Source organism: Blastococcus sp. TF02-8, from assembly GCF_003319175.1.
Lineage (GTDB): Bacteria > Actinomycetota > Actinomycetes > Mycobacteriales > Geodermatophilaceae > Blastococcus.
In genome coordinates this window covers 48714-69760 of sequence record NZ_QOHK01000012.1, presented here as the reverse complement: position 1 = coordinate 69760, position 21047 = coordinate 48714, and the positions used below count along the sequence as shown (strand labels likewise).

Here is a 21047-nt window from a genome sequence, read left to right as displayed (position 1 = left end):
GGCGAAGGTAAGGACCCCTCCGCCCCCCACCACTCGCAAGCTCGCGGCGGGACCCTGCGGAGCGGCCGAAGCTGCGGCCGAGGTCCAGGGGTGCGCCGTCGGGGCCGATGACGATGCGTGCGACGTTCCCGTCGCAGGCCAGCCAGCGGGCCCGTGCTGCGGAGATGGTGGCCCCGAATCCCAGCCGTGCCGCCCCAGGGCCCGTCGACGGGTCGACCAGGTCGTCGAGGTCGACACGGACCACCACGTGCGGCGTGAAGGTGCGCAGCGTGGGCAGGGTGCCGGCGGCGAGTTGGTTGTCGCACAGCTGGACGAGGGCGTCGGCGGACTGCTGGGCGCGGGTGCGGATGTCCCCGGCGGGGCGGGAGGCCCGCAGGATCGACTCGATCGCGGCCTGGAACTTCTCCCCACCCACGGCGTCCAGCTCGCCTCGGAGGGACAGCGAGCCGTCGAGATGCGTGGCCATCGTCAGCGATCGCTGCTCGGTGGGATCCGGTTCGGGACCGTCGGGGTCCAGGCGGTCCAGGTAGTGGGCGACGGCCTGGCGCAGCACCGGGTGGAACTGGGTGCGGGCGACCTCGGCCAGCGCCTCGTCGACCCCGGCCAGGTCCACACCGGCGTCCTGCGCAGCGGCCAGGTTCTTCGGTTCGGCCACGGGTGCGATCACCGACACCGCCTCGGCGGAGATCTCACCGGCGGCGAACGCCGCGGCCACCGCGGGCAGGTGCTCCACCGCTCGCCCGCTGCGCACCAGCCCGTGCGCCGCGGACGCGGACAACCGGGCGTGCCCCCGCAGCCACGCCTTCATCGACGCCTTGCCGTCGAACTCCGCGGCGTCGGCCAGCTCGCACTGGCGCACCGTGCGCGCCACCTCCGCGGCGATCCGGTTCTGCGCGGTCAGCAGCGGGGTCAGCCGCTCCAGCAGCTGCGGGCCGAACATGCCCTCCAGCCGCTCGCCCGTGAGTTCGCCCAGCAACGCAGCCAACGCTTCCAGCTGCTGCACGACACCTCCCGACCGACCCGAACGTATGTACGAATACTAGCCGAGAAGACGCACGTGCGCAGCACGAATCCCCAGGTCAGGAGCCTGTCCACCGACCCGGCACGCCGCTTGGCAACAGCAGGCGCGGCGGAGCAGCTGACGGGGCCAGGGAGGCGGGTGCGACCCGATTGGCCGAAGTCGTGAACTGAGCAGTCCGATTTCGTGGTGACTTCACACACGGTTGTGCCCAATCTTCCTCTCGCGCCTCCCTACGGTCACCGGACGACTCCGCTGGGCGACTTCCCGCTGACGCGCCCTCCCCTTCACGGCGTCGGATCCGCAGTCAGCGACCCCGAGAGGACCCCACGATGACGCTCCTGCCACCCCGACGAACGGGTGTCGCCCGGGCGACGGCCACCCTGTCCCTGGTCGCCGGCCTCGGGACCCTGGGTCTGGCCACGAGCCCCGCCGCCCTGGCCGTCGCCAACCCGACGTGCGTCGGGTTCGACTCGGCGACGCAGTCCACGACGACCGGCCTGATGTTCTGCGACGTGCCCGCCGGCGTGACCGCCCTGTCGGTCATCACCACCGGTGCGGGCGGCGGTGGCGGCTCGGGGATCGCGACCTCCACCGGCGGCCACGGCGCTGTCGTCACCACGACGATCACCGTCACCCCGGGCGAGACCCTGAACCTCGAGGTCGGCTCCGGCGGCGGTGGCGGGACCGGCACCAACGCCCAGGGTGGTGGCGGTGGCGGCTGGAGCGCGGTCAAGCGCTCCAGCACCCCGCTCGTCATCGCCGGCGGCGGTGGCGGCGGGGGATCCGTCGCCACCGGCAGCAGCGTGCCCAACTCCACCGTCCTCGCCGGAGGCAACGCCGGGACGCCCGTCGCTGCGGCCGGCACGCCGGCGAGCATGGGCTCCGGCGGCGACACCGTCGGTTCGGGTGGCGGCGCCACGGCCAGCGCCGGCGGCACGGCCGGCCCCTCGACCGGTCAGGGCGGCGGTCCCGGCGCAGCCGGCACCGGCGGGAACGGCGGCGAGCCGTGCTCCACGGGTGGCTCCCAGGGCGGCAACGGCTGGCAGGGCGGCAACGCCGCCGGCAGCTGTTACGGGACCTACGCCTCGACCGGTGGTGGCGGCGGCGCCGGCCTCTTCGGCGGCGGTGGTGGTGGCGGCACCTACGGCGGCACCATGGCCGGCGGTTCCGGTGGCGGCGGCAGCAGCCTGGACTCGACGGGCCAGGGCACCTTCACCCTCGCCACCAACGGCGGCGCCTTCCGCGCTGCCGGAGGGCGCGGGCGCATCGTCATGGCCGCCCCGGCGCCCACCGTCACCTCGGTCGCGCCCGCCAGCGGACCGACCGGCGGAGGCACCACGATCACCGTGACCGGCACCCACTTCGGCGGCGGGACGACGGTCACCGTCGGCGGCCAGCCCTGCACCGCGGTGGTCGTCTCGTCGGCCACCTCGTTGACCTGCACCACGCCCGCGGGTTCCGTCGGCACCGCGGACGTGCGCGTCACCAGCGCCGGCCAGTCGGCCACGCTCACCGGCGGCTACTCCTACGCCGTCGGCCTGCCGGGTACCCCTCGCTCGGTGACCACCGCCCCGGGACGGTCCTCGCTCACCGTCTCCTGGGCGCCCCCGGCCTCCGGCGCGCCGGTGATCCGGTACGAGGTCTACACCCGCCAGGGCTCGGCCGTCTGCTCGACGACGACGACGTCCTGCGTCCTGGGCGCCGAGGCCGGGACGGTCTACGACGTGTTCGTCGTCGCCGTCGGTTCGGCCGGTCGTGGGACGCCGGCACAGGCGACCACGACCAAGATCGCCAGCCCCTCGGTGCCCACGGCCGCTCCGGCCAGCGCCGAGCTGACCCTGACCACCGACAAGGGCAGGATCACGAAGGCCAAGGCCGGGCAGGACATCACCGTCATCGGGACCGGCTTCCTGCCGTACTCGACCGCCACGATCGTCATCTACTCGTCCCCGACGGTCCTCGGCACGGTGGTGACCGACGCGCAGGGCAACTTCACCAAGCCGGTCACCGTCCCGACCGGTCTGGCTGCGGGCACCCACTCGCTGGTGGCCTCGGGCGTCGCACCCGACGGCTCCGACCGCTTCCTGCGGATGGACGTCTCCGTGGCCGGCGGATCGGGGCGGAGCGCCGGCAGCCTCGCCTACACCGGCGCCGACCTGCTCCTCCCCCTCGTGCTCGGCACCGGTGGGGTCGTCGCCGGAGCGCTGCTCTTCCTGGTCACGCGCCGTCGCCGGGAGGTCTGACCCACCCTCGCGACCGCAGCCGCCCGGTGGGCCTCCGGCGAGGCCCACCGGGTGTTCTGCGTCCCCGTCTGCTCCGGGCGGGTGAGCGGGGTCCGAGCAGCGCCCGTGCCAGTGGAGAATGATCGGCATGACCCACGTGCTCGACCCCGACGCGCTGCCCGGGGCGACCCCCGCGGTGCACGCGCCGCTGCCGCCGTACGACGACGTGACCCGCTCGGACTCGGCCTTCCGCGCCTTCCTGCACGGCCTCCCCGGCGTGGACCAGGTCGGCGCCGAGGCCCGCGTCGCCCAGCTGGGCACCCGCTCGATCAAGACGACCTCGAAGGCGTGGGCGATCGACACCGCGATCTCGATGGTCGACCTGACCACCCTCGAGGGCGCCGACACCCCGGGCAAGGTGCGCAGCCTGGCCGCGAAGGCCAAGCAGCCCGACCCGAGCGACCCGACGACCCCGCAGGTCGCCGCCGTCTGCGTCTACGGCGACCTCGCCGGCGTCGCGCGTGAGGCGCTGGTCGGCACCGGCATCCACGTCGCCGCCGTCGCCACCGCGTTCCCCAGCGGTCGCGCGAGCCGCGCGGTGAAGATCGCCGACGTCCGGGACGCCGTGGAGAACGGCGCCGACGAGATCGACATGGTCATCGACCGCGGTGCCTTCCTGACCGGCCGCTACCTCGACGTCTACGAGGAGATCGTCGCCGTCAAGGAGGCCTGCGGGGAGGCCCACCTCAAGGTCATCCTCGAGACCGGCGAGCTGAAGACGCTGGACAACGTCCGCCGCGCCAGCTGGATCGCCATGCTCGCCGGGGGCGACTTCATCAAGACCTCCACCGGCAAGGTGACCCCGGCCGCCACGCTGCCGGTCTCCCTGGTGATGCTCGAGGCGGTCCGCGACTTCCGCATCGCCACCGGCCGCCAGGTCGGCTTCAAGCCCGCCGGCGGCATCAAGACCACCAAGGACGCCGTCAAGCACCTGGTGCTGATCAACGAGACGGTCGGCCCCGACTGGCTGGACCCCGACTGGTTCCGCTTCGGCGCCTCGAGCCTCCTCAACGACCTCCTCCTGCAGCGGCAGAAGCTGCGCACCGGCCACTACTCCGGCCCCGACTACGTCACGGTGGACTGACGCATGACCAGCCTGTTCGAGTACGCCCCCGCGCCCGAGTCGCGGTCGATCGTCTCCATCGCCCCCTCCTACGGCCTGTTCATCGACGGCGAGTTCGTCGACGGCACCGGCGAGTCGTTCAAGACCGTCAACCCGGCCACCGAGGAGGTCCTCTCCGAGGTCTCCGCCGCGAGCGAGGCCGACGTCGACCGCGCCGTCCGGGCCGCCCGCAAGGCCTTCGAGAAGACCTGGGGCCCGATGCGCCCCGCCGACCGCGGCAAGTACCTCTTCCGCATCGCCCGCCTGCTGCAGGAGCGCGCGCGCGAGTTCGCCGTCCTGGAGTCGCTGGACAACGGCAAGCCGATCCGGGAGTCCCGCGACGTCGACGTGCCCCTGGCCGCCGCGCACTTCTTCTACTACGCGGGCTGGGCCGACAAGCTCGACCACGTCGGCCTGGGCACCCGGCCGCGCCCGCTCGGCGTCGCGGGCCAGGTCATCCCGTGGAACTTCCCGCTGCTCATGCTGGCGTGGAAGGTCGCCCCGGCCCTGGCCGCCGGGAACACCGTCGTCCTCAAGCCGGCGGAGACCACCCCGCTGAGCGCCCTGCTGTTCGCCGAGGTCTGCCGCCAGGCCGACCTCCCGGCCGGCGTGGTCAACATCGTCACCGGCGCGGGCGACACCGGTCGCGCGGTCGTCGAGCACGGCGACGTCGACAAGGTGGCCTTCACCGGCTCCACCGAGGTCGGCCGGTCCATCGCCCGCGCGGTCGCCGGCACAGCCAAGAAGCTGACCCTGGAGCTCGGCGGCAAGGCGGCGAACATCGTGTTCGACGACGCCCCGATCGACCAGGCCGTCGAGGGCATCGTGCAGGGCATCTTCTTCAACCAGGGCCACGTCTGCTGCGCCGGCTCCCGGCTGCTGGTCCAGGAGTCGATCCACGACGAGGTGATCGCCAGCCTGCAGCGCCGCATCGGCACCCTGCGCGTCGGCGACCCGCTGGACAAGAACACCGACATCGGCGCGATCAACTCCGCCGAGCAGCTCGCCCGCATCCGGGAGCTCTCCGACATCGGGGAGGCCGAGGGCGCGAACCGCTGGCAGCCGGCCTGCGAGCTGCCCGACCGCGGCTTCTGGTTCCCCCCGACGGTGTTCACCGACGTCTCCCCCGCCCACCGCATCGCCCGCGACGAGGTGTTCGGCCCGGTGCTCAGCGTGCTCACCTTCCGCACGCCCGACGAGGCGGTGGCCAAGGCGAACAACACCACCTACGGGCTCTCGGCCGGTATCTGGAGCGAGAAGGGCTCGCGGATCCTGCAGATCGCCAACCAGCTGCGCGCCGGCGTGGTGTGGGCCAACACGTTCAACAAGTTCGACCCGACGTCGCCCTTCGGCGGCTACAAGCAGTCCGGCTACGGGCGTGAGGGCGGCCGCCACGGGCTCGCTGCGTATCTGAAGGGTGCTGACCAGTGATCGGCAACGACCGTCTCGCCGTCCGCAAGACCTACAAGCTGTACGTGAACGGCGCGTTCCCGCGCTCGGAGAGCGGCCGCACCTACGAGGTCACCGACACCAAGGGCCACTTCCACGGCAACGTCGCGTGGGCCAGCCGCAAGGACGCCCGCGACGCCGTGGTCGCCGCTCGCGGCGCCTTCGCGAAGTGGTCCGGCGCCACCGCCTACAACCGCGGCCAGGTGCTCTACCGCGTCGCCGAGGTGATGGAGGGCCGGCACGTCCAGTTCTGCGAGGAGGTCGCCTCCGCCGAGGGCCTGTCGACGTCGAAGGCACGGGCCGCGGTGGACGCCGCCATCGACCGCTGGGTCTGGTACGCCGGCTGGACCGACAAGCTGGCCGCCGTCCTGGGTGGGTCGAACCCGGTCGCCGGGCCGTACTTCGACTTCTCCACGCCCGAGCCCACGGGCGTGGTCGCCGTGCTCGCGCCGCAGCAGTCCTCGCTCCTGGGCCTGGTCAGCGTGCTCGCCCCGGTGCTGGCCACCGGCAACACCGCCGTCGTGGTCACCTCCAAGGAGCGGCCGATCCCGGCCGTGACCCTGGCCGAGGTGCTGGCGACCAGCGACGTCCCCGGTGGCGTGGTCAACCTGCTCACCGGCGACGCCGAGGAGCTGGGCCCGTGGCTGGCCGAGCACGCCGACGTCGACGGGATCGACCTGACCGGCGCCCCCGCCGGGCGCGCGATGGAGTTCGAGCGGGAGGCCGCCGGCACCATCAAGCGGGTCGTCCGGCCGCCGGCCACCGAGCCGGACTGGACCGCCGACCCCGGTCTCACCCGCATGACGCCCTTCCTCGAGACGAAGACGGTCTGGCACCCGATGGGCGTCTGACGAACGGCCGGTGACCTCCTCGGGGGTCACCGGCCGTCGTCGCACTACCCTCGGTACGTGCCTCATTTCGACGTCGTCGTCCTCGGTGCCGGCCCTGGTGGGTACGTCGCCGCCATCCGCGCCGCACAACTCGGCAAGAGCGTTGCCGTGGTCGAGTCCAAGTACTGGGGCGGGGTCTGCCTCAACGTGGGCTGCATCCCCTCCAAGGCGCTCCTGCGCAACGCCGAGCTCGCCCACCTCGTCCGCGACGAGGCCAAGACCTTCGGCATCTCCGGTGACGTCTCCTTCGACTTCGGCGCCGCCTTCGACCGCAGCCGCTCGGTCGCCGACGGCCGGGTCAAGGGCGTGCACTTCCTGATGAAGAAGAACAAGATCACCGAGTTCGACGGCTGGGGCACGTTCACCGACCCGCACACGCTGCAGGTGGCGCTGAACGGCGGCGGCGAGGAGACCGTCACCTTCGACTCGGCGATCCTGGCCCCGGGTGCCAGGACCCGGCTGCTCCCCGGCACCGAGCTCTCCGAGCGCGTGGTCACCTACGAGGAGCAGATCACCACCCGCGACCTGCCGAAGAGCATCATCATCGCCGGCGCCGGCGCGATCGGCGTCGAGTTCGCCTTCGTGCTCCGCAACTTCGGCGTCCAGGTCACCATCGTCGAGTTCGCCGACCGGGTGCTGCCGCTGGAGGACGAGGCGGTCTCCAAGGAGCTCGCCAAGGCCTACCGGAAGCTCGGCGTCGACGTCCTGACCTCCACCAAGGTGGAGAAGATCGACGACTCCGGCGACCAGGTCACCGTCACCGTCTCCGACGCCAAGGGCACCCGCGAGCTGACCGCCGACAAGGTCATGCAGGCGATCGGCTTCGCGCCTCGGACCGAGGGCTACGGCCTGGACAAGCTGGGCGTCGAGCTCACCGACCGCGGTGCGATCGCCATCGACGACCGGATGCGCACCAACGTGCCGCACGTGTACGCGATCGGCGACGTCACCGCCAAGCTCATGCTCGCCCACGTCGCCGAGGCGCAGGGCGTCGTCGCCGCCGAGACCCTGGCCGGCGCGGAGACGATGGAGCTGGACTACGTGATGATGCCGCGGGCCACCTTCTGCTCCCCGCAGGTCGCCAGCTTCGGCTACACCGAGAAGCAGGCCCGGGAGCTGGCCGACGAGAAGGGCTGGAAGGTCAAGGTCTCCTCCTTCCCCTTCACCGCCAACGGCAAGGCGCACGGGCTCGCCGAGCCCACCGGCTTCGTCAAGCTGATCGCCGACGAGACCTACGGCGAGCTGCTCGGCGGGCACCTGGTCGGCCCCGAGGTCACCGAGCTGCTCCCCGAGCTCACCCTCGCGCAGAAGTGGGACCTCACCGCCACCGAGCTGGCACGCAACGTGCACGCCCACCCCACGCTGAGCGAGGGCCTGCAGGAGGCGATCCACGGCCTCGCCGGCCACATGATCAACCTCTGACGCCGCGCCACCGGTCCGGACCCGCTCGGGTCCGGGCCGGTGGCCGTTCCTGCCCCGGGGATGCGCTGTCAGGTCGACAGGGCAGGATGGGCGGGTGGCCAGGCCGAGCATCGTCCCGATCGCCCTCACCCTCGACGACCGCACGGGGTACACCCTGTGGGCGCCGCCGTGGGAGGAGGACGGCGAGGAGTGGCAGGCGTTCCTCGGCACGACCGTCGAGGTGCGACCCGACATCAACGACGACGACCCGGAGAGCCCCACCTCCCGCGCCGTCGTCCACCTCTTCCCCTCCCCCGCCGCGCTGGCCGCCTTCTGCCGCAGCCGCACCGACCACGACCTCTCCGACCACCCCGTGTGGCCGGTCGTCGCGGGCCTGGGCGCCGCCGACCTGACGCCGGACGAGGACCACCGTTTCGACCTCGACGGCGTCTACGACATCGCCGCGGAGAACCCCGACCGCTGGGCGGTCGACGAGCTGGCCGCCACGATCGACATCGTCGGGCGGCTGGCGGAGTGCCTCGACACCACCGACGACGAGGACGACGACCTCGGCGCGGACCTCGGCGACGACGAGACCGAGTTCGAGGCGGTCGCCGAGCTGGTCGCCAAGCCGGAGATCGGCTCCCTGGGCCTCGGCGTCGAGGCCTTCGTCGGACGGTCCGGCGAGGACGCGTGGATCGGCGTCGGCGGCATCCTGGACGACCTCTGGGAGGACGTCGTCGAGGAGCTGGCCGAGCACTTCGACTGGAGCGGTGGCGGCACCGTCTCCCCCGACGGCTACCCGTCGGCCGCCGAGGCCGAGGAGCAGCCGGAGGACGAGGAGGAGGCGCCCGCCGAGGTGGCCGCCGGGACCGCCGAGGCATCCGCCGCCGGGGTCAGCACCATCGCCCGCGGCAGCAAGCTCACCGCCTCCCCCGCCGAGGTCGCCGCGGCTGCGGAGTTCTGGGAGGCCGTGGGGATCCTGCCGGTCGAGGTCGTCGTCCCCGAGGGCGCCGGGCTCACCCTGCGCTGCTACGTCGACGACGTCGCCCGCTTCCTGGGCCGCGACGGCGAGGTGTTCCTCTTCGACACCCCGGCCGACCTCGCCCGCTACATCGGCGGCAGCGAGCAGCACGACCTCAGCGAGATCGCCTCCTGGCCCGAGGTCGCCGACACCGACACACCGCCGCTGCCCGCCGACCAGGACCGCTACGACCTGACCGAGCTCTCCGAGGTCCTCGGGGAGGTGGCCGACGGCGCGGCCGGGCTGGTCACCCACCAGGCCCTCGCGCAGCCGGTGGAGGGCGTGCGGGACCTGGCCGAGTACGCCGGCCTGACCCAGGTCGAGCAGCTGCTCTCACCGTCGGCTCCGCTGGGCCGGGCCGTGGCCCGCGCCGACCGCGAACCGGGGTCGACCCTCACCGCCGGTGACGCGGCGACGCTGCGCCCCGCGTGGGACGAGGTCGTCACCGCCGTCAGCGGGGCGCTGGTCTTCCGCAGCTGAGGAAGGCCCGCCTCGCATGCCCGGGGCGGGCCCCTGCAAGGGGGCCGGACTGCGGCTCACCGACGACGGCGGCCCGCCCCGGGAATCCGGGACGGGCCGCCGTCGTGTGTCGTTCCTGCCTAGCCCTGGCGGGCCGGGCGGTCCCCGCCGTAGCGGCGCTCACCGCCACCGGGCCGGCCGGAGCGCTCGCCACCGCCGGAGCGGGTGCGGTCGCCGTAGGACCGACGGGGGCCACCACGGGAACCGCCGGGACGGTCACCGTCGCGACGCGGACGGCCACCCGGGCCGCCACCGCCACGGCGCATGTCGCGCTGGGTGCGCTCCTTGGGCTCCACCGGCACGCCGGAGGCCACCAGGTCCAGGATGGCCTGGTCGCTGGGCCGGATGCGGTCGACCCGCGGGTCCACCTTGGCGGTGCGGAACCGGCGCTTGGACTGGCCGACCTGGTCGGGCAGGAGCAGCGAGACCACGACACCGGCGGCACCCGCGCGGGCCGTGCGGCCGGAGCGGTGCAGGTAGGTCTTGGCGTCGGCGGGCGGGTCGTAGTGCAGCACCAGCGAGACGTCGTCGACGTGGATGCCGCGGGCGGCGACGTCCGTGGCCACGAGCACCGGCGACCGGGCGTCGGTGAACTCCTCGAGCGCACGCCGGCGCGCGGACTGCGGCAGACCGCCGTGGATCGCCTCGGCCTTGATGCCGGCCGCCTTGAGGTTCTCGGCCAGCCGGTCCACGCCCAGCTGCGTGCGGGCGAAGATGATCGTGCGGCCGGGTCGGCCCGCCAGCTCCGTGGCCACCTGCAGCTTGTCGCGGAAGGCGAGGCTGAAGGCGAGGTGCTCGGCCGGCGGGGCGTCGTCACCGGGGCGCTTGACCTCGTGCCGGGCCGGGTCCTTGAGGTAGCGGCGGACGAGGGCGTCGACCTCGCCGTCCAGCGTCGCGGAGAACAGCAGCCGCTGCGCGTCGGGTGCGGTCTGGTCGAGCAGCTCCTTGACGACCGGGAGGAAGCCCAGGTCGGCCATGAAGTCCGCCTCGTCCAGCACGGTGACGACCACCTCGGCGAGGGTGGCCTCGCCCTGGCTGATCAGGTCCTGCAGCCGACCCGGGGTGGCGATGATGACGTCGACGCCACGGCGGAGCTGCTGGATCTGGCGGTACATGGGGGCGCCGCCGTAGACGGTGGCCAGGTGCACGCCGGTGGCCTGCCCGAGCGGGGCCAGGTTGTCGTGCACCTGCTGGGCCAGCTCGCGGGTCGGCACGAGGACCAGACCGCGCGGGGCACGCCGGCCCTGCTTGACCTCGGCGCCGATGCGGGCGAGCAGCGGCAGGCCGAAGGCGAGCGTCTTGCCCGAGCCGGTGGCGGCCTTGCCGAGCACGTCGCGCCCGGCGAGGGCGTCGGGCAGCGCGGAGGTCTGGATGGCGAACGGGCGGTGGATCCCGCGCCGCTCGAGGGCGGTCACGAGCTGCTGGGGCAGGCCCAGCTGACCGAAGGTCGGGCCCGAGGGCGTCTCCTCGGCGATGTTCTCGATGACGGTGTTCTGGGGAACGTCGGCAGCCGACGCAGGGTGGAGCGAGGTCATGCGGGGGTGGGACTCCGATACAGCTCGGAGCGCGTCCCGTGAGAAGGCGCGGAAGCCGGAGGGCTGCCGGACCGGCGATCCACCACGCCGGGAACGGCGCCGGATCGGCACGGATGCGCTCGTGCCCGGACGGACCGTCCGGGAGGATGACCGGCCGATGTGCCGGTACACCGAGGGTAGCAGCGGCGATCCCCGGGCTGTTCCCGCGATCGGGGGTGACGGCCCCCACCCGCGGTCGCGAACGGGCCGGTCAGTCCGCCTGTTCGTCCGACGCCCCGGCGGTGATCGCCAGGACGCCGTCGATGTCGGACAGCCACGCGGCCAGCTCGGTGGGCGAGCCGGTGCCCTCCACCGAGATCCGCACGGTCGCCTGCCGCCCACCCGGTGCGGCCGGGCCGCCGAGGTCCTCGGCGGTCGTGGCGATGTCGCGCACCCGGAAGCCCCGCTGCGTGCACTCCGCCAGTGCCCGCCGCAGGACGCCCTCGCCGTCGCGGTAGGTCAGCACCAGGGCGTGCACCCGCTCGACGCGGCCGGTCAACCGCCGCGCGAGCGGCGTGAAGCCGTAGGAGACGACGAAGTGCGCCGCCACGGCGACGACCGCGAACATCCACAGCCCCGCGCCCGCGGCCATGCCGATCGCCGCGGTGAGCCAGACGACGGCCGCCGTCGTGAGACCCCGGACGGCGTCGCGGCGCACGAAGATCAGGCCACCGCCGATGAAGCCCAGGCCGGAGACCACCTGGGCGGCGACGCGCGAGTCGCCGAACTCCGCCTCGCTGATCACCATGAACAGCGCCGAGGCGAAACCGACGATCGTCAGCGTCCGCAGTCCCGCCGCCTTCTGCCGCAGCTCGCGCTCCAGGCCCATGAGCGCGGAGAGCACGAAGGCGATGCCGAGGTGCCCGACCTGCTCCAGGGTCTGGCCGGTGGGCTCGGCGAGCAGCACGTCCACGTCGTCAGCCCGCCAGCGCCGCGTAGCCGGGACCGACGACGTCCTCGAGCAGGCGTCGGCGTTCCTCGTCGGCGAGGAAGGCACCGGCGACCGCCCGCTCGGTGACGGCCCGCACGTCGTCCCACGTCCAGCCGAACGTCGTCGCCACGTCGGCGACCTCGCTGGTCATCGAGACACCGCTCATCAGCCGGTTGTCGGTGTTGAGCGTGACGGCGAAGCCCGCGCGGTGCAGCCGGTCGACCGGGTGCTCGGCCAGCGACGGGTAGGCGCCGGTCTGCACGTTCGACGACGGCGCCACCTCCAGGGGGATCCGCTCGTCCCGCACCCGCCGCGCCACCGGCCCGAGGGCTCCGTCGGCGGCGAGCTCGTCGGCGATGCGCACGCCGTGCCCCAACCGCTCGGCGCGGGCGCCGTCGAGGGCCGCGCGGATCGATTCGATCCCGGCCGCCTCCCCGGCATGGACGGTGCGGTGCGCGCCCTCCCGGTCGAGCAGCGCGAGCGCCGCCGGGATGCGGTCCGGCGGGAAACCGTCCTCCGGCCCGGCCAGGTCGAAGCCGACGACCCCGGCGTCCCGGTAGCGGACGACGAGAGCCGCCACCTCCTCCCAGCGGTCGGCCTGCCGCATGGCGCACAGCAGCGTGCCCACCCGGATCGTGCCGCCCGCCTCGCGAGCGCCCTGCGCGTACCCGTCGAGCATCGCCTCGACGGCCGCCTCCATCGGCATGGCGGTCAGCAGCTCGGGTGCCATCCGCACCTCGGCGTGCACCACGCCGTCGGCGGCGAGGTCCAGGGCGCACTCGCGGGCGACGCGCTGCACCGCCTCGGGACTCTGCATCACGGCGACCGTGTGCGCGAACGTCTCCAGGTAGGACTCGAGCGAGCCCGAGTCGGCGGCCTCGCGGAACCAGCGACCCAGGCTCTCGGCGTCACCGGCGGGGAGCTCGCGGTAGCCCAGCTCGTCGGCGAGCTCGAGCACCGTCTGCGGGCGCAGGCCGCCGTCCAGGTGATCGTGCAGGAGGACCTTCGGGGCGCGGCGGACGTTCTCGGCGTTCAGCGGTGCAGGCACCCGGACATTGTCGACCTACCGCTCGACGTCCCCGTCAGCGACTCCCGCGGTCCTGCCAGCGGAACGTGCGCACGCACAGCACCAGCCCCACGACGCACCAGATGCCCAGGACCAGCGCCACCCGGCCCAGCTCCCAGCTGCCGGCCGGCTCGTCCGCGGCGAGGGCGTCGGGCAGGAAGACCGACCGCAGTCCCTGTGCCATCCACTTCAGCGGGAAGAGCGAGGCCACCGTCTGCATCCAGGTCGGGATCTGGCTGAACTGGAAGAAGACGCCGGAGATGAACTGGAGGACCAGCGCCACGGGGGTCACCGTCGCCGAGGCCGACCGGCCGTTCTTCGCCAGGCTCGACAGGCTGATGCCCAGCAGCGTGCAGGCCGCGGAGCCCAGGACGGTCACCCACGCGAAGGTCAGCCAGTCGCTGCCCGAGGGCAGGTCGACGTCGTAGAACACCACCCCGATCAGGAGCAGCACCCCGATGATGAGCACGGTGACGGCGAGGACCTGCACCACCTTGCCGACGAAGAAGGCGCTGCGCGGCATCGGCGTCCCGACGAGGCCCTTGAGCGTTCCGTCGGAGCGCTCGGTGGCGATGCTGATCGCCATGTTCTGCAAGCTGGCGCCCAGGATGCCGGCAGCGACGATGCCGGCCAGGAAGTACTGGGTGAAGGTGACCCCACCGCCCAGGTCGTAGTCCAGGACGGCGCCGAACACGACCAGCAGCAGCACCGGCAGCATGACCGTGAAGACGACGGACTCGCGCTGGCGGAAGAACTCCTTGAGCTCCACCGTCGCCCGGGACCGGTAGACCGACGGCAGGGACGGGAGCGCGGCCCGCTCGTCGGTCGACTGGCGCACGGCGGTCATCGGCCGGCCTCCCCGATCATCTGCAGGTACACGTCCTCGAGCGTGGGGCGGGCCACGGCGAGGTCGGGGATCTCCCCCTGGAAGCGGGTCGCCAGCTCGCGGACGAACGCCGTCGGCGTCGCCGTCGCCTCCGTGCGGCGGGCCCCCTGCTCGGTCCAGCTGACGAGGGCCGGCGCGGTGCCCCGGCCGCCGAGCGCGCTGGGCACCGCCACCTCGACCAGCCGGCCGCGGGCGATGACCCCGGCCCGGTCGGCCAGCGCCTCGGCCTCGTCCAGGTAGTGCGTGGTGAGCAGCATGGTCGTGCCGAGGTCCCGCAGCGACCGGATGAGCGCCCAGAACTGGCGCCGCGCCTCGGGGTCGAAGCCGGTGGTCGGCTCGTCGAGGAAGAGCAGCTCCGGCCGCCCGACGATGCCGAGGGCGACGTCGAGCCGGCGCCGCTGGCCGCCGGACAGGGCACGGGCCCGCACGCCGGCCTTCTCGGTGAGCCCCACGAGTCCGAGCACCTCGTCGGCGTCCCGCGGCTCGGGGTAGTACGAGGCCTGGGCGCGCAGGAGTTCCCGCACCGTCAGCTGGCTGTCTCCGCCGCCGGACTGCAGCACGATGCCGAGACGGGACTTCCAGCGCCGGTCGCCCTCGGCCGGGTCCTCCCCCAGCACGCGCACCTCGCCGGCGTCGCGGCGGCGGTAGCCCTCGCAGATCTCGACCGTCGTCGTCTTGCCGGCGCCGTTGGGGCCGAGGAGCGCGAAGATCTCGCCGCGCCGGATGTCGAGGTCGAGGCCGTCGACGGCGGTGAAGTCGCCGTACCGCTTGACCAGGCCCCGGACCGAGATCGCGGCGTCCTGGTCCAGCGGGTCACCGGGCTGCGGGCGGGCTGCGGCCACGGCGGCTGCGGGAGAACTCTGCACGAGGGGTCAGTGTGCTCCATCGACCTGGCAGCGCGGCCCCTGCCCACCGTGATCATGAAGTTCGGGAAGCGACGCGCCGCGCTCCGGCGGTGTGTTGCTCCCCGAACTTCATGATCACGCCGAGGGGAGGCCCCGTAGAAGTGGCGCGGGGTCAGGCGGTGATGCGCTCCAGGATCAGCGGCAGCGGCCGGTCGTCGGTGTCGACGCCGATCGCGCCCTCGAGCGCCTCGAGCGCGCGCGGGATGCGGTCGGCGTCGTCGGTCTGCAGCTCGAGCAGCGGCTGGCCGGCGGTCACCTGCTCCCCCACGCCGGCGGCCCAGGTGATCCCGGCCGCGGCCTGCACCGGGTCCTCCTTGCGCGCCCGCCCTGCCCCCAGCCGCCACGCGGCGACCCCCAGTGCATAGGCGTCCAGGCGGGTCAGCGTGCCCGAGGCGGGAGCGGTGACGACGTGCGTCTCGGCGGGCTTCGGCAGCGGAGCGTCGGGGTCGCCCCCCTGGGCCGCGATCATCCGGCGCCACACGTCCATGGCGCGGCCGTCGCGGAGCGCGTCGGCGGGGTCGACGTCGTCCCGCCCGACCCCGGCGAGCATCTCGCGGGCCAGCGCCAGCGTGAGCTCGACGACGTCGGCCGGGCCACCACCGGCGAGCACCTCGACGGACTCCGCCACCTCCACCGCGTTACCGGCGGTCCGGCCCAGCGGTCGGTCCATCGCCGTCACCAGCGCGACCGTGCGCACGCCGGCCGCCTCGCCGAGGCCGACCATCGTGCGGGCCAGCGTGCGGGCGTCGTCGGCGTCCCGCATGAAGGCGCCCGAGCCGGTCTTGACGTCGAGGACCAGGGCGTCGGCGCCCTCGGCGATCTTCTTGCTCATGATCGAGCTGGCGATCAGCGGGATCGACTCGACGGTGCCGGTGACGTCGCGCAGCGCGTAGAGCTTCTTGTCCGCCGGGGCCAGGTCGTGCCCGGCGGCGCAGATGACCGCGCCGACGTCCCGGAGCTGCTGGAGGTACGCCTGCTCGTGCACGTCGGCACGCCAGCCGGGGATCGCCTCCAGCTTGTCCAGGGTGCCGCCGGTGTGGCCCAGGCCGCGCCCGGACAGCTGCGGCACGGCCACCCCGCAGGCGGCGACCAGCGGCGCGAGCGGCAGGGTGATCTTGTCCCCCACCCCGCCGGTGGAGTGCTTGTCGGCCGTCGGCCGGCCCAGCGGCGAGAGATCCTTGCGCTCACCGGAGTCGATCATCGACTGGGTCCAGACGGCGAGCTCCTCGGCGGCCATACCGTTGAAGAAGACCGCCATCAGCAGCGCGCTGACCTGCTCGTCCGGGACCACCCCCTGGGTGTAGGCGTCGATGATCCAGCGGATCTGCTCGGCGGACAGCTGCTGGCCGTCCCGCTTCGCCCGGATGACGTCGATCGCGTCCATCAGCCCTGCCCCCGCTCTGCCGCCGCGACCAGGTCGTCGGGGCCGAAGGCGTCGGGCAGCACCTCGCGCATCGGCACGATGCCCAGGGACACGGTCTCGATCAGCATGTCGGCGCCCCCGTGCTCCCACAGCAGCTGACGGCAGCGGCCGCACGGCATGAGGGGCTGCCCGTCACCGCCGACGCAGGCCACGGCGACGAGCCGGCCGCCGCCGGTGCGGGCGAGGTCGCTGACCATCCCGCACTCGGCGCACAGCCCGAGGCCGTAGGAGGCGTTCTCCACGTTGCAGCCGGTGACGACGCGACCGTCCTCGACCAGCCCGGCGACGCCGACCGGGAACTTCGAGTACGGCGCGTAGGCGTGCGTCATCGCCTCGCGGGCAGCCGCCCGCAGGGCGTCCCAGTCGATCTGGCTCACTAGTGCTCTCCTCGTCGGTAGACCAGCCCGTCGGCCTTCGGCATCCGCAGCCGTTGGGAGGCCAGGGAGAGCACGAGCAGCGTGATCAGGTGCGGGGTGAAGGAGACGATGCCCTCGGGCAGTTCGTCGATGGTCAGGAAGCCGACCAGGCTGAGGACGGCGAACCCGCCCGCGAAGGCCGCCTGCAGGAACCGGGCGCGGCGGGTCTGGACCACCGCGACCACGGCCAGCAGCAGCGCCAGCAGGAGCAGCAGCGCGACGACGGCGCCACGGCTGCGCAGCTGCAGACCGTCGGCGAAGCCGAACAGCCCGGCACCGGCGGCCAGACCACCGGGCCGCCAGTTGCCGAAGATCAGCGCGGCGAGGCCGATGAACCCTCGACCGCCGGTCTGCCCCTCGCGGTAGATGTTGGCGACGAACACCAGGAAGACACCGCCGAGGCCGGCCAGCGCGCCGGAGATGATCACGGCGATGTACTTGAGCCGGTAGACCGGCACGCCGAGGGAGTCCGCGGCCGCCGGGTTCTCACCGCAGGAGCGCAGGCGCAGGCCGAACGCGGTGCGCCACAGCAGCAGGTAGCTGGCCGGCACGAGCAGCACGGCGAGCAGGGTCAGCACACCGACGCCGCTGGTGAGCCCGCGCAGCAGCCCGGCGAGGTCGGACAGCAGGAACCAGTGCTGGTTCTCCAGGTCACCGAGGAGGTCCGGACCGGAGGAGAGCACCGGCAGGGAGAAGCTCGGCGGGCGGCTCGACAGCGCCGGCGACTGCGTGACGCCACCGCCGTTCGTCGTCCCCGCGTACAGCAGCTCGGAGAGGAACCGGACCACGCCCTCGGCCAGGATGTTGATCGCGACGCCGGAGACCACGTGGTCCACGCCGAAGGTCACGGTGGCGACGGCGTGCAGGAGCCCGCCCGCGGCGCCGAAGACGGCACCACCGATGAGAGCGGCCGCCCAGCCCCACTGGTAACCGGCCCAGCCGGCCCCCCAGGTTCCCAGGATCATCATGCCCTCGAGACCGATGTTCACCACGCCCGCGCGCTCGGCGAACAGGCCGCCCAGCGCGGCGAGGCCGATCGGCACCGCCAGCAGCAGCGCCGCGGCGAACGTCGAGGACGAGGTGAGCGCCTGCTCGCCGGAGATGACCCGCACGGCGGACATCAGGAGCATCAGGCCGACGAACAGCCAGGTGATCCGGCGGGCACGGCCACCGCCGAGGAACAGCTCGGTCAGCGGTCCACGGCTCGGAGCCGCGGTGGGTGCGGTGGTCGCGGTCATGCCCCCGCCTCCTGTCGCGCGTCGATGCGGGTGCCGGCCGGGCCGGCGGGCTCCTGCACCGGTGGCGCTGCCTGCCCGGTGGAGTGCTCGGCCCGGCGGCGGGTCAGCTGCCGGGCGATCTCGTTGGCGACGACGACCGAGAGCACGATGGTGCCCTGGATGATCGTGACCACCGAGGCGGGGATGTCGGCGAACTGCAGCGGCACCGCGGCCCGGTCGAGGAAGGCGAACAGCAGCGCGGCGAACGCGATGCCGATCGGCGAGTTGCGGCCGAGCAGCGCCACGGCGATGCCGAGGAAGCCGAGCCCGGCGGTGAACTCGGTGCCGAAGCTGTGCGTGCGGCCCAGCAGGTCGGGCAGGCCGATGAGCCCCGCGACCGCGCCGGAGATGAGCATCGTCTTGATGACCATGCGGCGGGCGTCGATGCCGCTGGCGGTGGCGGCCGAGGGCGAGAGCCCGGTCGCCCGCAGGTCGAAGCCGAACCGGGTGCGCTTGAGCAGCACCGAGACGGCGATCCCGACGAGGACGGCGACGACGAGGAAACCGAACAGCTGGCCCCGCGGCTGCGCCAGCCCCAGGACGTCGAACAGCCCGTTGATGGCCGGGAACCGGCCGGACTCCGGGATCTCCTTCGTCGTGATGATCGCCGCGCCCTCCGGGCTGCCGCGCAGCGGGCCGGTCAGCAGGTAGGAGGCGGTGCCCAGCGCGATGAAGTTGAGCATGATCGAGCTGATCACCTCGCTCACGCCGCGGGTGACCTTGAGGACGGCCACGATGCCGGCCCACAGCGCGCCGACCGCCATGGCCACCACCATGATCAGCAGCACGTGCAGCGGGGCGGGCAGCACCACGGCGGCGCCCACACCCGCGGCGATGACCGTGGCCATGCGGTACTGGCCCTCGACGCCGATGTTGAACAGCCCCATGCGGAAGGCGACCGAGACCGCCAGGCCGGCGAGGAACAACGGCACGGCGCGGTTGAGGATCACCACGATCGCCTGCGTCTGCTGGGCCGGCGTCTCACCGAAGTCGACCAGCACCTGCAACGCGGTGAGCGGGTTCTGGCCGATCAGCAGGATGACCAGCGTCGTGATGACGACGGCGACGACGACGGCCAGCGCAGGCGCCGCCAGCGACGTGCCGATCCGGCGGAGGGCGGTCACGCCGCACCCACCGCGGAGTCGGTGGCGCCCGTCATGTGACCGCCCAGCTCCTCCGGCGTCAGCGCCGCCGGGTCCAGGGTCGCCACGAGCCGGCCGCGCAGCATCACGTGCAGCGTGTCCGAGAGCCCGATCAGCTCGTCGAGGTCGGCCGAGATCAACAGGATGCCCATCCCTTCGGCACGGGCGTCCTTGAGCAGCTCCCAGATGACCGACTGCGCGCCGACGTCGACCCCGCGGGTCGGGTGGGCCGCGATCAGCAGCTTGGGGGCCGAGCTCATCTCGCGCCCGATGATCAGCTTCTGCTGGTTGCCGCCCGACAGGGCGTGCGCCAGCGTGTCCGGCCCGGGGGCGCGGACGTCGTACTCACGCATGATCCGCTCGGTGTCGGAACGGGCGCCCTTGCGGTCGATGAACGGCCCCTTGACCGCCGGCGGGCGGGTCTGGTGGCCGAGGATGCGGTTCTCCCACAGCGGGGCCTCGAGCAGCATCCCCTGGCGGTGGCGGTCCTCGGGGATGAACCCGATCCCGCCCTCGCGACGGGCGCGGGTGCTCCACGTGCTGATGTCCTGACCGGCGAAGTCGACGCTGCCGGCCGCGAGCGAGCGCAGGCCCATGATCGCCTCGACGAGCTCGGCCTGGCCGTTCCCCTCGACGCCGGCGATGCCCACGACCTCGCCCTCGCGCACGGTGAGCGCGACGTCGTCCACGGCAGGCCGGCCGCCGTCGGTCGAGGCCACGGAGACCCCGCTCAGCTGCAGGACCGCGGCCTCCCGCACGGTCGACGTGCGGGTGTGCGGCGAGGGCAGCTCGGAGCCGACCATCATCTCGGCGAGCTGGCGCGACGTCGTCGTCCGCGGGTCGGCGGTGCCCACGGTCGTGCCGCGCCGGATCACGGTGATCGAGTCGGCCACCTTGCGGACCTCGTCGAGCTTGTGCGAGATGAAGATGACCGTCAGGCCCTCGCGCTTGAGCTCGGCCAGGTTGCCGAAGAGCTCGTCGACCTCCTGGGGCACCAGGACGGCGGTGGGCTCGTCGAGGATCAGGGTGCGGGCGCCGCGGTAGAGGACCTTGGCGATCTCCACGCGCTGCCGGTCGCCGACACCGAGGTTCTCGACCAGCTCGTCGGGGTCGAGGCCGAGGGCGTAGCGGTCGGAGATCTCGCGGATGCGGCGCCGAGCCTCGGCGCGGTCGAGCCGGCCGCCCTTGGTCGGCTCGCTGCCCAGGACGATGTTCTCCAGGACGGTGAAGTTGTCGGCCAGCATGAAGTGCTGGTGGACCATGCCGATGCCGGCGGCGATGGCGTCCGCGGGGCTGCGCAGGGTCGTCTCGCGCCCGTCGAGCAGGATCGTGCCCTCGTCGGGGCGGTGCATCCCGTACAGGGTCTTCATCAGGGTCGACTTGCCGGCGCCGTTCTCGCCGACGATCGCGTGCACCTCGCCGCGCCGGACGCGCAGCTCGATGTCGCGGTTGGCGACGACCCCGGGGAACCGCTTGGTGATGCCCCGCAGCTCGACCGCGTAGGGCACGCCGTCACCGGGGGCGCCGACGGGCGGCGTGCCGCCGCCGGGCGCTGCTGTTGCGGCCATGGTGGGCCTCTCCCTCGCTGTGCGTGCCGCTGGTGCGCGGCGCACGTCCGTTCGTCCGCCCCGGTTCCTGCGGGGTCCGCCGCGGGGCACCGGCCGGCCACGGGTGGCCGGGTCGGGCGGCCGGTCCCGCTCGGGAACCGGCTGCCGCATGATCTCCCATCCGGCCCGGGT

The 21047-nt window shown here is 73.3% G+C and carries 16 protein-coding genes and 1 pseudogene; 6 read left to right on the top strand and 11 right to left on the bottom strand.

Annotated features, from left to right (window positions below; translation table 11 throughout):
* Positions 1 to 130: 130 nt before the first annotated feature.
* A pseudogene (locus DQ237_RS17965) lies at positions 131 to 940 on the bottom strand (DUF222 domain-containing protein); the annotation flags it as partial.
* 410 nt (positions 941 to 1350) lie between these two features.
* On the opposite strand from DQ237_RS17965, the gene DQ237_RS20540 reads away from it, so the two are divergent.
* The 6 genes from DQ237_RS20540 to DQ237_RS17935 all read left to right on the top strand — a co-directional run bounded on the left by DQ237_RS20540 (position 1351) and on the right by DQ237_RS17935 (position 9649).
* A complete protein-coding gene (locus DQ237_RS20540) occupies positions 1351 to 3264 on the top strand; it encodes a fibronectin type III domain-containing protein (protein WP_113801507.1) in 1914 nt (637 codons plus the stop codon).
* Positions 3265 to 3391: 127 nt separating this feature from the next.
* Positions 3392 to 4387 (top strand): deoxyribose-phosphate aldolase, encoded by a 996-nt coding sequence (deoC, locus tag DQ237_RS17955; protein ID WP_240619721.1) that lies wholly within the window; start codon positions 3392 to 3394, stop codon positions 4385 to 4387.
* Between the two features lie 3 nt (positions 4388 to 4390).
* Positions 4391 to 5836 carry an aldehyde dehydrogenase family protein gene (locus DQ237_RS17950; RefSeq protein ID WP_205730277.1) on the top strand — a complete coding sequence of 482 codons (1446 nt, stop codon included), beginning with the start codon at positions 4391 to 4393 and terminating at the stop codon, positions 5834 to 5836.
* Positions 5833 to 6705 carry an aldehyde dehydrogenase family protein gene (locus tag DQ237_RS17945; protein ID WP_240619720.1) on the top strand — a complete coding sequence of 291 codons (873 nt, stop codon included), beginning with the start codon at positions 5833 to 5835 and terminating at the stop codon, positions 6703 to 6705. Before DQ237_RS17950 ends, DQ237_RS17945 begins: the two co-directional genes overlap by 4 nt.
* Positions 6706 to 6762: 57 nt before the next feature.
* Positions 6763 to 8166 carry a dihydrolipoyl dehydrogenase gene (gene lpdA / locus DQ237_RS17940; protein WP_113801506.1) on the top strand — a complete coding sequence of 468 codons (1404 nt, stop codon included), beginning with the start codon at positions 6763 to 6765 and terminating at the stop codon, positions 8164 to 8166.
* 94 nt (positions 8167 to 8260) lie between these two features.
* Positions 8261 to 9649: a hypothetical protein gene (locus DQ237_RS17935; RefSeq protein WP_113801505.1), complete on the top strand. Its 1389-nt coding sequence runs from the start codon at positions 8261 to 8263 to the stop codon at positions 9647 to 9649.
* A 119-nt stretch (positions 9650 to 9768) separates the two neighbouring features.
* Here DQ237_RS17935 and DQ237_RS17930 read toward each other — a convergent pair whose 3' ends face one another.
* The 10 genes from DQ237_RS17930 to DQ237_RS17885 all read right to left on the bottom strand — a co-directional run bounded on the left by DQ237_RS17930 (position 9769) and on the right by DQ237_RS17885 (position 20876).
* Complete coding sequence (locus DQ237_RS17930; RefSeq protein WP_240619719.1) at positions 9769 to 11223, bottom strand: DEAD/DEAH box helicase; 1455 nt, start codon at positions 11221 to 11223, stop codon at positions 9769 to 9771.
* Positions 11224 to 11473: 250 nt separating this feature from the next.
* The gene (locus tag DQ237_RS17925; RefSeq protein ID WP_240619718.1) at positions 11474 to 12175 is read right to left on the bottom strand and encodes an MgtC/SapB family protein; all 702 of its coding nucleotides are present in this window, start codon (positions 12173 to 12175) and stop codon (positions 11474 to 11476) included.
* Positions 12176 to 12179: 4 nt separating this feature from the next.
* On the bottom strand, positions 12180 to 13241 hold the full coding sequence (locus tag DQ237_RS17920) for an adenosine deaminase (protein ID WP_113801504.1): 1062 nt from the start codon (positions 13239 to 13241) through the stop codon (positions 12180 to 12182).
* Between the two features lie 34 nt (positions 13242 to 13275).
* The gene (locus tag DQ237_RS17915) at positions 13276 to 14106 is read right to left on the bottom strand and encodes an ABC transporter permease (protein WP_113801503.1); all 831 of its coding nucleotides are present in this window, start codon (positions 14104 to 14106) and stop codon (positions 13276 to 13278) included.
* A complete protein-coding gene (locus tag DQ237_RS17910) occupies positions 14103 to 15011 on the bottom strand; it encodes an ABC transporter ATP-binding protein (RefSeq protein ID WP_205730276.1) in 909 nt (302 codons plus the stop codon). Before DQ237_RS17910 ends, DQ237_RS17915 begins: the two co-directional genes overlap by 4 nt.
* Before the next feature lie 151 nt (positions 15012 to 15162).
* Positions 15163 to 16434: a thymidine phosphorylase gene (locus DQ237_RS17905; protein ID WP_113801502.1), complete on the bottom strand. Its 1272-nt coding sequence runs from the start codon at positions 16432 to 16434 to the stop codon at positions 15163 to 15165.
* Positions 16434 to 16850, bottom strand: a complete 417-nt coding sequence (locus DQ237_RS17900) for a cytidine deaminase (RefSeq protein WP_113801501.1) — start codon at positions 16848 to 16850, stop codon at positions 16434 to 16436. The genes DQ237_RS17905 and DQ237_RS17900 overlap by 1 nt, the downstream gene beginning before the upstream one ends.
* Positions 16850 to 18127, bottom strand: a complete 1278-nt coding sequence (locus tag DQ237_RS17895) for an ABC transporter permease (RefSeq protein ID WP_113801500.1) — start codon at positions 18125 to 18127, stop codon at positions 16850 to 16852. The genes DQ237_RS17900 and DQ237_RS17895 overlap by 1 nt, the downstream gene beginning before the upstream one ends.
* Positions 18124 to 19290, bottom strand: coding sequence for an ABC transporter permease (locus DQ237_RS17890; RefSeq protein WP_113801499.1), 1167 nt, complete (start codon positions 19288 to 19290; stop codon positions 18124 to 18126). The genes DQ237_RS17895 and DQ237_RS17890 overlap by 4 nt, the downstream gene beginning before the upstream one ends.
* A complete protein-coding gene (locus tag DQ237_RS17885; protein WP_113801498.1) occupies positions 19287 to 20876 on the bottom strand; it encodes an ABC transporter ATP-binding protein in 1590 nt (529 codons plus the stop codon). The genes DQ237_RS17890 and DQ237_RS17885 overlap by 4 nt, the downstream gene beginning before the upstream one ends.
* Positions 20877 to 21047: the final 171 nt, after the last annotated feature.

What these genes read in the sequence shown, in the direction of transcription:
- DQ237_RS20540 (WP_113801507.1), top strand. Translation starts at nt 1,351, where the DNA reads ATGACGCTCCTGCCACCCCGACGAACGGGTGTCGCCCGGGCGACGGCC.
- deoC (WP_240619721.1), top strand. Translation starts at nt 3,392, where the DNA reads ATGACCCACGTGCTCGACCCCGACGCGCTGCCCGGGGCGACCCCCGCG.
- DQ237_RS17950 (WP_205730277.1), top strand. Translation starts at nt 4,391, where the DNA reads ATGACCAGCCTGTTCGAGTACGCCCCCGCGCCCGAGTCGCGGTCGATC.
- DQ237_RS17930 (WP_240619719.1), bottom strand. Translation starts at nt 11,223, where the DNA reads ATGACCTCGCTCCACCCTGCGTCGGCTGCCGACGTTCCCCAGAACACC.
- DQ237_RS17915 (WP_113801503.1), bottom strand. Translation starts at nt 14,106, where the DNA reads ATGACCGCCGTGCGCCAGTCGACCGACGAGCGGGCCGCGCTCCCGTCC.
- DQ237_RS17905 (WP_113801502.1), bottom strand. Translation starts at nt 16,434, where the DNA reads ATGGACGCGATCGACGTCATCCGGGCGAAGCGGGACGGCCAGCAGCTG.
- DQ237_RS17895 (WP_113801500.1), bottom strand. Translation starts at nt 18,127, where the DNA reads ATGACCGCGACCACCGCACCCACCGCGGCTCCGAGCCGTGGACCGCTG.
- DQ237_RS17885 (WP_113801498.1), bottom strand. Translation starts at nt 20,876, where the DNA reads ATGGCCGCAACAGCAGCGCCCGGCGGCGGCACGCCGCCCGTCGGCGCC.